Genomic DNA, 12,820 nt, shown 5'->3' with positions numbered 1-12,820 from the left:
CGGGTATCGCGCTAGTACGTCGAACCGGGTGGTCGCGACGGCCGGTCCGCCAGCTCCAGGAAGCGCCGATAGCGGTCCTCGACCGGGCCCGCCCAGGCGGGATCGGGATCGACGACAGACCCGACAGAACTCCACCGCGCGGCGTCGTCGATCGTCGTCTCCAGGCCGGCGGCCATCCGGGCCAGGAAGGCCGCCCCCAGCGCGGCTCCCTCAGCGACACCGGAGACCTCCACCGGCCGGCCCGTGGCATCGGCGAGGGCCTGCATCCACGGCCGCAGGCGGGTACCGCCACCGGTGGCCACGATGCGCGACACCGGGGCACCGCTGCGCTCCAGGAGCTGACGGACCACGAAGCCGGACGCCTCGTAGGCGGCCCGCCGCAGCGCGGCGGCGCCGTGGGTGAGGTCGAGGCCGTCCAGCACGGCCCGGCGGTCCGGGTCGTAAAACGGCGTGCGCTCGCCGCGAATGTAGGGCGCCCACACCGGCACCCGGCGCGGGTCGACCGTGGCAACGCCAGTGGGGTCGCCCGGGCCGATCACGCGATCCATCCAGCCGAGGAACAGTCCCCCGGCATTGCTGGCGCCGCCGATCTGGCTCTTGCCGGCCCTGGTGTGCGGGATGGTCCACAGCCCCGGCACCTGACGGGCCTCGGCGACGGTGGTCCACACGATCAGGGTGGTGCCGCACATCACCACCACCTCGCCGTCGCGGTCGGCGCCGGCCACCAGCTGCTCGCAGATCGCGTCGATGGCCCCGACGCCCAGCACGGCGCCGGTCCGGCGCACCTGCCCGGCGGCGGCGCCGATGTTCTGCACCCGGGGCAGCTGCTCGACGCTCGCGCCGTGCGCGGCGCACGCCGCCGCGTTCCAGCCCGTCCCGCCGAACAGGGGATAGGCCGTGGCGGCGGTGGCGAAGTCGATCACCGCCTCGCCCGCCAGGGCGTGGTTGGCAACCGCGGGTGCCGGCCAGTAACCGGCGGCGCCGGGCGCCGCGGCGGCCGTCCAGCGCAAAAACTCCGCGGCCTCACCCAGCGCGGGAAGGGGCTGATCACCGGCGACGCGGCCGCGCTCATTGCCGTACAGCAGGCCCGGCGCCAGCGCCGTGCCGGTGGCATCGACTGCGGTCAGCGACGGGACCATGGCCGCGACTGCCACCGCGCGCACCTGAGGCCCTTGGTCCAGTCGGGCCAGGGCGGCCAACGGGCCCCGCCGCCACGCTTCGTCGGGGTCGTGCTCCAGCCGGTTGGGGGCGGGCACCCGCAGCTGATGGGGAATCCGTGCCCGTGCCACCACACGCCCGTCCTCGGCCGCGGCAACCGCTTTGACCGCGGTGGTGCCGACGTCGATGCCGATTGTGACGTCCTGAATGTTCGAGCGTGACACGGGCGTCACCGTACGCCAGCATTGGGGATCGTGACGTCAAGACCGCGTGCCCTGGTGACCGCCCCGTTGCGCGGTCCGGGGTTCGCCAAACTGCGGCAGCTCGCCGACGTGGTGTATGACCCCTGGATAAGTGAGCTCGACCAAACTCCGCTGCGCATCTACAGCGCCGAACAGCTTGCCGAACGGGTCAGTGCCGAGGCCGCCGATGTCGTTGTGGTGGAAAGCGATTCGGTGCGCGGACCGGTCTTCGATCTGAGCCTGCGCGCGATCGCGTCCACCCGTGGCGACCCGAACAACGTCGACGTCGCCGGAGCGACCGCGGCGAGAATCCCGGTGCTGAACACGCCGGGCCGCAATGCCGACGCGGTTGCCGAGATGGCGGTCGCCCTGCTGCTGGCGGCCACCCGTCACCTGCTGAGCGCGGACGCGGATGTGCGTGGCGGCAACATCTTTCGCGACGGCGTCATTCCCTACCAGCGGTTCCGGGGTTGGGAGATCGCCGGGCGCACCGCCGGGCTGGTGGGCCTGGGCGCCGTCGGACGCGCGTGCAAGTGGCGGCTGGCCGGGCTGGGCCTGCGGGTCATCGCCTGCGACCCGTACAGCGACGAAGCCGAGCACAGCCTCGACGACCTGTTGACCGAGGCCGACGTCGTCTCCCTGCACGCGCCGGTCACCGACGACACCACCGGCATGATCGGCGCCGAGCAGTTCGCGGCCATGCGCGACGGCGTGGTCTTCCTCAACACGGCTCGCGCCCAGCTGCACGACACCGACGCACTGGTCGAGGCGCTGCGCTCCGGGAAGGTGGCCGCGGCCGGCCTGGACCATTTCGCCGGCGAGTGGCTGCCGACCGATCACCCGCTGGCGGGCATGCCCAATGTCGTCCTGACGCCGCACATCGGCGGAGCGACCTGGGACACTGAGGCACGGCAGGCACAGATGGTCGCCGACGATCTGGAAGCGTTGCTGTCCGGCAAGACGCCTGCCCATATCGTCAACCCGGAGGTGCCGGGGTCATGACAATCGTGAAATCCGTCGACAACCCGGAGACCGCGGTGCTGGACGCGGCCAAGGACATGCTGCGCCGCGGTCTGGTCGAGGGAACCGCGGGCAACATCTCCGCGCGACGCTCCGACGGCGCCATCGTGATCACCCCGTCGTCGGTCGATTACCGCGACATGCAGCTCGAGGACCTGGTCCTGGTCGACCCCGGGGGCGCCGTGCTGCAGGCCGCGCAGGGCCGGGCGCCGTCGTCGGAGATGCAGCTGCACCTTGCCTGCTATCAGGCGTTCGACGACATCGGCAGCGTCATTCACAGCCATCCCGTGTGGGCCTCCATGTTCGCCATCGCCCACGAGCCGATCCCGGCATGCATCGACGAGTTCGCGGTCTATTGCGGCGGTGACGTCCGCTGCGCCGACTACGCCGCGTCCGGCACGCCCGACGTCGGGGCCAACGCCGTCAAAGCGCTCGAAGGGCGCGGCGCGGCCCTGATCGCCAACCACGGCCTGGTGGCGGTGGGGCCCCGCCCCGACAAAGTCCTGCACATCACCGCCCTGGTGGAGAGGACCGCGCAAATAGTCTGGGGCGCAAAGGCTCTGGGTGGTCCGGTGCCCATTCCCGACGAGGTGAACCGCAACTTCGCCGGCGTCTACGGCTACCTGCGCGCCCATCCGCTGTGAGTCGCGTCCAAGTGGGCCGCGCCAGCGTGACACGCATCGTGGAATTCCAATTCGCGCTGGGGACAAAGTCTTTCGCCCACACCCCGGCGGCGGCATGGCGGGACAATGCCGACCTGCTGGTGCCGGACTTCTACGTCCCCGACACCGATCACTGGCGCATCGCGGTGCAGAGCTGGGTCGTGGAGGTCGACGGGCTGATCGTCGTCGTGGACACCGGTGTCGGCAACGATCGGGAACGCCCACACATGCCGCCGCTGGATCATCTGAACACCGGATTCCTCGCCGCGTGGGAGTCGGCCGGTATCGATCCCGGCGACGTGGACGTGGTGATCAACACCCACATCCACTCCGACCATGTCGGGTGGAACACCATGCTGGACAGCAACTCTCAGAGCGGCTGGGTGCCGACCTTTCCCAATGCCCGATACCTCGCGGCCGCAGCCGATTACCGCTACTTCGCGCCGGACGGGCCGGTGGCGCAGCACTCGCCGCGCACCGAGGCCGAGGCGGCTCAGCAGCGCGGCGACCAGCTGGTGTTCGCCGACAGCGTCACGCCCGTCGAGGAGGCCGGGCAGCTCGTTCAATGGTCGGACGACTATCAGATCAGCCCGTCGCTGCGGCTGCGGCCCGCACCCGGACACACGCCGGGCTCGTCGGTGCTGTGGCTGGATGCCGGTCAACCCGCCGTGTTCGTGGGCGACCTCACGCACAGCCCACTGCAGGTGCGCCGCCCGGAAGACTCCTGCGCCTTCGACGTCGACGCCGCCGCGGCGACGGTCACCCGCCGCCGGATCTTCACCGAAGCGGTGGACGCGCAGGCAACGGTGATACCCGCGCACTACCCCGGTCACGGCGGTGCCACGATCCGTGCCGTCGGAGACCGATTCGACGTCGACGACTGGCTGGAGGTCGAATCCCTATGACTTATCGGGTGGTCCAGTGGTCGACCGGCAACATCGGCAAGCGAGCACTCGGGGTGCTGATCGACCGCGACGATTTCGATGTCGTCGGCGTGCATGCCTTCGGAGCCGACAAAGCGGGTTGTGACGCGGGAGTTCTCATCGACGGGCCGCCGATCGGCGTGACCGCGACCGACGACGTCGACGCTTTGGTCGACCTGGCGCCGGACTGCGTGTGTTACATGCCGCGCGTCATCGACTTCGAATTGGTGGCCCGGCTGCTGCGCAGCGGCATCAACGTGGTGACCACCGGAGACTTCCTGACCGGTTCCTACCGCCGCAGCGAGCGCGCCGCGTTGCAGGAGGCAGCCGACCAGGGCGGCGCGACGTTCTTGGGCACGGGCTTCGAGCCGGGCTTCATCGACGTCGTCGCCGGATTCCTGACCGGGGCGTGCCGGCGTGTGAGCAGTGTGCGGCTGGCCGAAACCCTGGACTGTACAACCTATCCCGTGCACGACGTATGGAAGGTGCTCGGGTTCGGCAGGCCGCCGAAAGAGCGCGTGGCGCGGGTCGATCCGCAGACCCAGCGCTACGGCCTCGGCTACTTCGAGACGCTCGACATGATCGCGACCATGCTCGGCGTGCAGCTCGACTCGACGGAGGGACTGGTCGAGAACGCCGTCCTGACGCGCGATCTGCACCTGGGCTGGACGGACTACGCCGCCGGCACCAGCGGAGGCCAACGCCGTACCTATCGCGGTCTGCGCAACGGCCGCCCGGTGATCGAGCTGGCGATCTGCTGGACGATGAGCGACGATGCGCTCGACCCGCAATGGGAGGAACCTAAGGGATTCAGCGTGGTGATCGACGGCGAACCCTCTGTCGACGCGACGATTCGGTTCGGCCATCCGGGGCAGGACGTGATGACGGTGCTGATGGACAGCACCGCCGTCGCGGCGGTCAACGCCATCCCCTTCGTCTGCGACGCCCCGCCGGGCATCATCACCCCAATCGACCTGCCCATCATGGGATCTCACGGCGCGCTGGAGTAGGCATCGGCAACATCGCCGTCACCCCCGGCCGACAAGGTTCCGCATATCAGCGCAACTGGTGGTCTTTTTATTATTCCGAGAACGCCTCTGCCGCAGTCCCTTTGCGAATGTGGCGCAGCGCGTAGTAGAGCTTCTGAAAACCTGCGAACTTTTCGTCGTAGTACTCACGATAGGCAATTCGCGGCTCGAAAGTCCGGTCGAACCGGACAAGCTGTCGCACAGCGTCACTCATGCAGCGAACCGTTTGGGTGCCCACGCCGGCCAACAGGGCTGCACCGAGAACCGCGGCATTCTCCACCGCACTGCGCCGAAGCGGAAAGCCGAGAGCATCGGCGCGGATCTGACACCAGGTATCTGATCGAGAGCCGTCGCCGCTGATATTCGCCTGCGACAGATCAAGATTCGCCGACTGCTGTAACGCCTGGAAAGCCCACCGTGCCGAGAAGGCTACCCCTTCCATCACGCTGCGTGCCATCTCGGCGGCTCCCGCCTGGGAACCGATGCCCGCAAACGCACCCTTTGACCCGGCATCCCAGATCGGCGCACGCTCGCCCTCCAAGTGCGGCAGGAACAACGGTACGGACGGCCCCGGCTCGGCTCCTGCCGCCAGCACCGACAACTGAGCTGGCGTCCTGCCGAGTAACTCCGAAACCCATTGCAGGGCGGCTCCTCCGGATTGGGTAGGCGCAGCGTGGAGGACGACGTTGTCATAAGGGGGAAACACGACCACGCCTCGCGTGGGGTTGACGGTAGGCGAGATGATACCCAAGATCTCGCTCGTACCGCTTTGATACATCGCTTCACCGTCGCGCAGCACGCCGGAACCATACATACCAGCCCACGCGTCCATAACACCTACAACTACCGGCGTTCCGGCGCAAGGCATCCCTTCACGCACCCGTCCTGCCACATGATGAAAGCCTCGTAACGATGGCAGCAACTCCTGCGCTCGCGGCACCAAGTCAAGCAACTGGTCTATGTAGCCTTGGCCATTGGCGAGGCGCACCGCTGAGATAGTGTCGGAGAACACCGCCCCGGTTAGCCGCATTACGCAATAGTCCTTCGGCAGCAGGACATGTCGAGTCTTCGCGTAGACCTCCGGGTACACGCGCGCGACATACGCCAACCGAGCCAACGCGTGACTGGCGTCGATCAGAACCGGAGTGCCGAACCAACCTTGTTGCTGCTCGGCGTTGACTTGCGCCGCGAGCACCGCAGCGTCGAATGCGCAGCGGGTGTCTTGCCACGTGATTGCGGGCATTAGAGTCTCGCCGTCTGCGCCGATGAACACATGCGTGTTCACTTGCGATGTGATGCCGATTCCCACGAGTCCGGAAAGGTCGTGCCCGAACTCAAATTCCGTCAGCGCAGTCAGCACCCCGCCAATCCAAGCGGCTGGATCCTGCTCGACGTGGCCCGCCGAGGGGCGCGACAACGCCAGTGGGCGTGTGTAATCGGCCAGCCGGTTCCCATCGGTATCGATCAGTATCGCCTTGACGGCACTTGTTCCGACGTCAAGGCCGACCAGACAGCTGTGTGCCACAATTGCCAGTCTGCCAGAAAGGCTCACCGCTGCTCTTCTCACGATGTCGGCATTGGCTAAAGACGTCATGCTGGGTCCCCGGCCGGGAAGCACGGCGCGCTGGTCTCGGCGGCCGGCGATCTCGGCGACCGGCAGATCCGTATCGACCAGCAAGCCGCGCGCCTCGGCCATTCGGCGTTCGATGATCCACTCGACGACGGTGCGCCCGGTGCGGGCGGCGCACGACGGTGGTCAAATGCCCCGGCGTCATGCCGACCTCGTTCGCCACGTCGCGCAGCGACAGCGGCTCAGTGTGGCGCGGCCTAGCGCTACGCCATGGACTATGTGACGAAACATCATCCACATGACTATCTTCCCGCCACCGGTCACGACGCATTTCTGCCCGCATACGACGTGCTCGCCCGCCCCATGGGCATGGACAGCGTCTATCGACAGCTAGTCCGCCAAGCGGATATCGAGGGCGGTCATCGAATTCTCGAGATATGCTGTGGTACAGGCACTCTCACGATAGAGGCGAAGCGGGCCGAGCCTTCGGCTGACGTGATCGGCTGCGACCCCGACCCACGGATCTTGGCGACTGCGAAGCGAAAGGCGGTTCAATTGGCCGGCGTTCGCTTCGAACGGGCCTACGCCGAACGGCTTCCCTACGCCGACGGCGAATTCGATCGGGTCCTATCGTCGATAGGCAGCCTCGGGAACGCCGTGCCCACGCTGCTGCGGACGGCGGGATTCGACTGCCCGGAACTGGCCACCAAACGGCAACGGATCATCGGCCAACTCACCTTCTATCAGGCCACCCGTCCCGCCTAGCGCAGATCGAAGGCGACCTTCACGGCGCCGCTGTCGCCCTGGTTGGCGATCGCCAGGAAGGCGTCGCGCCACTGGCCCAGCCCGAAGGTGTGGGTCAGCTTGGGGCGCAGGTCGATTCAGCCGGCAGCGACCAGGTCGAGGTAGTGGGCGATGGCGTGCTTGCGCTCCCCCTCTACCTCTTCGAATCCGAAGGCGTTGGAGCCGACCCAGCTGATCTCTTTGAAGTACAGCGGGCTCCACTCCCAGCGGCCGGGTGCGTGCACGCGAGCCTTCACCAGCGTTCCCGCGCGGCGAGCACCGCACGCCCACCTCGAAGGTCTCGGGTTTACCGACGGTGTCGTAGACGACGTCGACCGCGCCCGGGTGCGCCATCGGCAATCCCAGCAGCGGTGGGCGCAAGCGTCCACCGCCCCACGCGACGAGCTCTTCGATGACGGCCAGACGTGGTTCGTGCGCAAGCACTTTGGCGGCACCGAACCGTCGGGCCAGTTCGGCCTGCGCGTCGAAGCGAGCCACCACGGCCACGGCCACGTCCGGATACAACACGCGCGAAATGGCCACCGCGCACAATCCGAGCGAGCCGGCCCCGTACACCAGCGCCCGGCCGGAGCGGGTCGGCGGATGGCGGGTAATCGCGTGCAAGGACACGGAGAACGGGTCGGCGAAGACGGCCGCCTCGACGGGGACGTTGGGCACGCCATTCGTCAAGATTGCCGCGGATCGCGGGAAGCGTACAGTGGTGGAAGCTTGTTATATCAACTAAGTATTAGCAAAGGTTATCTAGTTACTCCCTCAGGGGGCACGCACATGACTTCCACCAGATACGACGGCGACACCTGGGACCTGGCCTCCAGCGTCGGGGTGACCGCGACCATGGTCGCGGCCGCGCGCGCAATCGCGACCCGCGCGGAGCGCCCGATCATCAACGATCCGTTCGCCGAACCGCTGGTCAAAGCCGTCGGCGTCGACCTGCTCTCGCGCCTGGCCAGCGGCGAACTGGACCCCGCCGAACTCAACGACGTCGCCGATGTTCGAGACGGGGCCGCCGGATCTGCCGGCGCGATGTCCCGCATGGCCGACAACATGGCGGTGCGCACCAAGTTCTTCGACGGGTTCTTCACCGACGCGACGAACGCGGGCATCAAGCAGGTTGTCATCCTGGCTTCCGGGCTCGACTCCCGCGCCTACCGGCTGGCCTGGCCGGCGGGCACGGTGGTCTACGAGGTCGACCAGCCTCAGGTCGTCGAATTCAAGTCGCGCACTATGGCCGAGTTGGGAGTAACGCCCACCGCCTACCGCCGGGTGGTGGCGGTCGACCTCCGCGACGACTGGCCCACCGCGCTGCGCACCGCGGGATTCGACCCGACCCAGCCGGCGGCATGGAGCGCCGAGGGCCTGCTGGGCTACCTCCCGCCGGACGCCCAGGACCGCCTGCTGGACACCATCACCGAACTCAGCGCGCCGGGCAGCCGGCTGGCCACTGAGAGCGCGCCCAGTCTCGAGCCCGGCGAAGAGGCCAAGATGCGCGAGCGCATGCAGACCATCGCCGACCGCTGGCGCGCACACGGCTTCGACCTGGACATGGCGGGTTTGGTTTACCTGGGCGACCGTAACGAGGCGGTTGGTTACCTGGCGGACCGCGGCTGGTCACTCGACAGCAGTAGTATTCAGGAGCTGTTCGCGGACAACGGCTTTGCCCCGCTCGAGGACGACGACATGCGCATGGGCGAGCTGCTTTACACCAGCGGCACCTTGGAGAAGAAGGCGAAATGACCACTGAGACCGGGCGCACCGAAGGCGACACCTGGGACCTGGCCTCCAGCGTGGGAGCGACGGCCACCATGGTCGCGGCCTCCCGCGCGGTGGCCTCGCAGGGGCCCGACGCGCTGCTCGACGATCCCTGGGCCGACCCGCTCGTCCGGGCTGTAGGCATGGATGTCTTCATCCGCATCATCGACGGCGAGATCACGATGGAGGACGACGCGCTGCTGAACCGCACATCGCGGAACCAGCAGATGGCGGTGCGGACGAGGTTCTTCGACAACTTCTTCCTCGACGCCGCCAAAGACGGCGTGCCGCAGGCGGTAATCCTGGCTTCCGGACTCGACACCCGGGCCTACCGCCTTCCGTGGCCGGCCAGGACGGTGGTCTACGAGATCGACCAGCCGCGGGTCATCGCGTTCAAGACCGATACGCTGGCCGGCCTCGGCGCCACCCCGACCGCCGACCGCCGACCGCCGCACCGTCGCCATCGACCTGCGCGAGGACTGGCCCGCGGCGCTGCGCGCGGCCGGCTTCGACGTCACGCGGCCCACGGCGTGGAGCGCGGAAGGCCTGCTGCCCTACCTGCCGCCGGACGCCCAGGACCGCTTGTTCGACCACATCACCGAGTTGTCCGCACCGGGCAGTCGGGTGGCTACCGAGCACGTGGCGGACCCCAACGCGTTCACCGATGAGCGGTTGCAACAGATCAGCGACCGGTGGCGCAGCTTCGGCTTCGACCTCAACGCGGCCGACCTGTTCTACCGGGGCGAGCGCAGCGTCGTGATCGACTACTTGACCGGCCACGGCTGGCAGGTGACGGAGCACCCCACCAGGGAGCTGTATGCGCGCAACGGGTTTGAGTTCCCCGAAGATGTGCCGAACCCCTTCGCGGACATGAGTTACGTAGCAGCGACCCTCCGATTTCGATAGGGTGAACCGGTGCCACGCGCTCACGACGACAACTGGGATCTGGCGTCCAGCGTGGGCGCCACCGCCACCATGGTCGCTGCCGGCCGCGCCGTGGCGACCAGGGATCCCCGCGGCCTGATCAACGATCCGTTCGCCGAACCGCTGGTGCGCGCGGTCGGCGTGGACGTCTTTATCAAGATGATCGACGGCGTTCTCGATCTCGACGAGATCGAGAACGCCACCCCGTCGCGCCTGCAAGCGCTGACCGACGGAATGGCGGTGCGCACGAAGTACTTCGATGACTACCTCCTCAACGCGACCGGCAATGGAGTCCGTCAGGTCGTCATTCTCGCGTCGGGATTGGACTCGCGGGCCTACCGGTTGCCATGGCCCGCCGGCACGGTCGTCTACGAGATCGACCAACCGCAGGTGATCGAATTCAAGTCCGGCACCCTGGCGGGTATCGGCGCCGAGCCCACGGCGACGCGGCGCACCATTCCGATCGATCTGCGCGCAGACTGGCCGACGGCGCTGCGCGAGGCCGGGCTGGATACGACCGCGCCCACGGCCTGGTTGGCCGAAGGCCTGCTGATCTACCTGCCGTCCGAGGCCCAGGACCGACTGTTCGACAGCATCACCGCGCTGTCCGCCCCGGGTAGCACCATCGCGACCGAATTCGTGCCCGGCATCATCGATTTCGACGCCGACCGGGTGCGGGAGATGTCAAGCCTCTTCCGCGACCACGGCGCGGACATCGACTTGGCGTCGCTCGTATACCCGGGCGAGCGCAACCACGTCATCGATTACCTGCGGACCAAAGGGTGGGACGCCGAGGACGTCACCCGCACGGAGTTGTTCGGCCGCGCCGGCATCGCCATGCCCGCACCGGAACGCGACGACCCGTTGGGCGAGATCATCTTCATCAGCGCAGGGCTCGGTTAGTGGCGATCACAAGCGCGGCGAAGCCGGGCGCCGCGGGTCGCCACCATCGGTTAGAGCCGCGGGTCGCCCAGCCACAGCGCGGTGGCGCCGCTCAGCGTCTGCTCGACGCCGTCCAGGATCCCGGTGATCGAGCGGCCGAGCAGCGCGCCCAGGGCGTCGGGTAACGACGCGGCCGGTTGCGACGACGGCCGGGGCCGCACGATGTCCAGCAGCGATGAGCCCGGGAAGCTGACGATGCGCACGTCGGCATCCTCGTCCAGCCCGGCCAGCACTTTGGCCCTGCGCACCGCGGCACGCAGGCCGCCGAGTTCGTCGACCAGGCCGCGTTCCAGCGCATCGGCGCCGGTCCAGATCCGGCCGCGGGCAACGGCTTCCACGGCCTCGGTGGTCAGGTTACGGCCCTGCGCGACGCGCTCGACAAAGTCGGCGTAGAACAAGTCCGTCTCGGCCTCGCAATGCGCGCGTTGCTCCGGGGTAAACGGTGTGTCCATGGACCAGGCGTCGGCATTGGCGTTGGTGCGCACGGCGTCAGAGGCGACACCCAGACGTTCCTTCAGATCCCGGACGACCAGCTTTCCGGTGATGACACCGATCGAGCCGGTGATCGTCGCCGGATTGGCCACGATCGCGTCGGCATTCATCGCGACGTAGTAGCCACCCGAGGCGGCGACGGAACCCATCGACACCACCACCGGCTTGCCGCGGTCGCGGGCCCGGGTCACCTCGCGCCAAATGGTCTCCGACGCGGTGACCGAGCCGCCGGGACTCTCCACCCGCAGCACGATCGCCGACACCGCATCGTCGGCGGCCGCCTCCCGTAACGCCGCCGCGATCGTGTCGCCGCCGGCCGACGAAATTCCGATCGGCAGGAACTGACGTCCACCGCGCCCGTTGACGATGGGGCCCTCGAGGGTGACGACCGCCAACGTGGGCTTGGGTTTGCGACCGGGAACCGTCGGCATCGGCGGAACGACCCACGGCCGCGACGCGCCAGCGTAGCGGACCAGACTGAGTCGCGGCGGTTTGCCCTCGTCGCTGGGCTCCGATGAATCTGGTTGCACGCCAATGAGTTCCGCGATCCTGGCATGCGCCTCGTCGCGGAAACCGATCCGGTCGACCAGGCCGGACGCAACGGCGTCGTCGCGCAGCAGCGGCGCCCGGTCGGCCAGCGCGTCTAACCCGTCCGGATCGATGTTGCGCGAGGAGGCGATCGCCTGCCACACCTGGCCCTGCAGGCTTTCCAGCATCCGGGTCACGGCCTCGCGATGGCTGTCGGTGAACCCGACCTCGGTGAAAAGGTTTGCCGCCGACTTGTATTCGCCCTTCGCGACGAACTCGGCTTCGATGCCCGCCTTGTCCAGCGCGTCGCGCAGGAAGGTGGCGTTACTGGCGAATCCGATCAGCCCCACGGTCCCCGACGGTTGCATCCACACCTCGCCGAACGCCGACGCCAGATAGTAGGACAGGGTGCCCGGATAGGTTTCCGCCCAGGCCAGCGACGGCTTGACCGCTGTGAAAGCCGCGATCGCCTCGCGTATTTCCTGGACGGTGGCCGCCGGTGACGCGTTGAGCTGAACGCGGGCGATCAGCCCGGCCACCCGCGGGTCGTCGGCCGCGCGGTGGATCGCGGCGACGGCGTCGCGCAGGCTCAACCCCCGACCGCTGCCGGTGATGATCGCGATCGGGTCCAGTCCTGTCGTCTCCGACGGGACCGAGCGCAGGCTCAATTCGAGCACACACCCATTGGGCACACCGCGGTGGCGGGCGGTATCGACCCGGCCGGCCAGGGCGCGCACTTCGTCGAGACCGGGGACAGAAGATAGAAAGGCGAACATGC

Annotated in this window: 10 protein-coding genes and 3 pseudogenes; 8 read left to right on the top strand and 5 right to left on the bottom strand. The window is 68.1% G+C overall.

Features of this window, described 5'->3' with window-relative positions; translation table 11 throughout:
- Positions 1 to 11 precede the first annotated feature (11 nt).
- A complete protein-coding gene (locus MSG_RS04670; protein ID WP_096437493.1) occupies positions 12 to 1,391 on the bottom strand; it encodes a xylulokinase in 1,380 nt (459 codons plus the stop codon).
- A gap of 21 nt (positions 1,392 to 1,412) precedes the next feature.
- Here MSG_RS04670 and MSG_RS04665 point away from each other — a divergent pair, with 21 nt between their 5' ends.
- From MSG_RS04665 to MSG_RS04650, 4 genes are read left to right on the top strand one after another with little or no spacing between them, the layout of a single operon-like run.
- Positions 1,413 to 2,402 carry an NAD(P)-dependent oxidoreductase gene (locus tag MSG_RS04665; protein WP_096444071.1) on the top strand — a complete coding sequence of 330 codons (990 nt, stop codon included), beginning with the start codon at positions 1,413 to 1,415 and terminating at the stop codon, positions 2,400 to 2,402.
- Between the two features lie 5 nt (positions 2,403 to 2,407).
- A complete protein-coding gene (locus MSG_RS04660; RefSeq protein WP_096444069.1) occupies positions 2,408 to 3,064 on the top strand; it encodes an L-fuculose-phosphate aldolase in 657 nt (218 codons plus the stop codon).
- Positions 3,065 to 3,090: 26 nt separating this feature from the next.
- Complete coding sequence (locus MSG_RS04655; RefSeq protein ID WP_373421203.1) at positions 3,091 to 3,987, top strand: MBL fold metallo-hydrolase; 897 nt, start codon at positions 3,091 to 3,093, stop codon at positions 3,985 to 3,987.
- Entirely contained in the window at positions 3,984 to 5,015 is a 1,032-nt protein-coding gene (locus MSG_RS04650; RefSeq protein ID WP_096437489.1) for an NAD(P)H-dependent amine dehydrogenase family protein, read from the top strand. Before MSG_RS04655 ends, MSG_RS04650 begins: the two co-directional genes overlap by 4 nt.
- A gap of 70 nt (positions 5,016 to 5,085) precedes the next feature.
- On the opposite strand, the gene MSG_RS25445 is transcribed toward MSG_RS04650, so the two are convergent.
- Both MSG_RS25445 and MSG_RS04640 read right to left on the bottom strand, forming a co-directional pair.
- The gene (locus MSG_RS25445; RefSeq protein ID WP_232011242.1) at positions 5,086 to 6,627 is read right to left on the bottom strand and encodes a xylulokinase; all 1,542 of its coding nucleotides are present in this window, start codon (positions 6,625 to 6,627) and stop codon (positions 5,086 to 5,088) included.
- Between the two features lie 39 nt (positions 6,628 to 6,666).
- A pseudogene (locus MSG_RS04640) lies at positions 6,667 to 6,856 on the bottom strand (helix-turn-helix transcriptional regulator); the annotation flags it as partial.
- Between the two features lie 17 nt (positions 6,857 to 6,873).
- On the opposite strand from MSG_RS04640, the gene MSG_RS04635 reads away from it, so the two are divergent.
- Entirely contained in the window at positions 6,874 to 7,368 is a 495-nt protein-coding gene (locus MSG_RS04635; RefSeq protein ID WP_096437487.1) for a methyltransferase domain-containing protein, read from the top strand.
- Here MSG_RS04635 and MSG_RS04630 read toward each other — a convergent pair.
- A pseudogene (locus tag MSG_RS04630) lies at positions 7,365 to 8,055 on the bottom strand (zinc-binding dehydrogenase); the annotation flags it as partial. The gene MSG_RS04635 and the pseudogene MSG_RS04630 overlap by 4 nt on opposite strands.
- 120 nt (positions 8,056 to 8,175) lie before the next feature.
- Between MSG_RS04630 and MSG_RS04625 the strand changes: the two are divergent.
- The 3 genes and pseudogenes from MSG_RS04625 (at position 8,176) to MSG_RS04615 (ending at position 10,983) form a co-directional block, all read left to right on the top strand.
- Entirely contained in the window at positions 8,176 to 9,141 is a 966-nt protein-coding gene (locus MSG_RS04625; RefSeq protein ID WP_096437485.1) for a class I SAM-dependent methyltransferase, read from the top strand.
- A pseudogene (locus tag MSG_RS04620) lies at positions 9,138 to 10,062 on the top strand (class I SAM-dependent methyltransferase). The gene MSG_RS04625 and the pseudogene MSG_RS04620 overlap by 4 nt, the downstream one beginning before the upstream one ends.
- A 9-nt stretch (positions 10,063 to 10,071) precedes the next feature.
- Positions 10,072 to 10,983: a class I SAM-dependent methyltransferase gene (locus MSG_RS04615; protein ID WP_096437483.1), complete on the top strand. Its 912-nt coding sequence runs from the start codon at positions 10,072 to 10,074 to the stop codon at positions 10,981 to 10,983.
- A gap of 50 nt (positions 10,984 to 11,033) precedes the next feature.
- On the opposite strand, the gene sppA is transcribed toward MSG_RS04615, so the two are convergent.
- Entirely contained in the window at positions 11,034 to 12,818 is a 1,785-nt protein-coding gene (gene sppA, locus MSG_RS04610; protein ID WP_096437481.1) for a signal peptide peptidase SppA, read from the bottom strand.
- Positions 12,819 to 12,820: the final 2 nt, after the last annotated feature.

Origin of the sequence: Mycobacterium shigaense, assembly GCF_002356315.1 — a bacterium.
Classification (GTDB): domain Bacteria; phylum Actinomycetota; class Actinomycetes; order Mycobacteriales; family Mycobacteriaceae; genus Mycobacterium; species Mycobacterium shigaense.
This window is presented reverse-complemented; position numbering and strand designations above follow the sequence as displayed.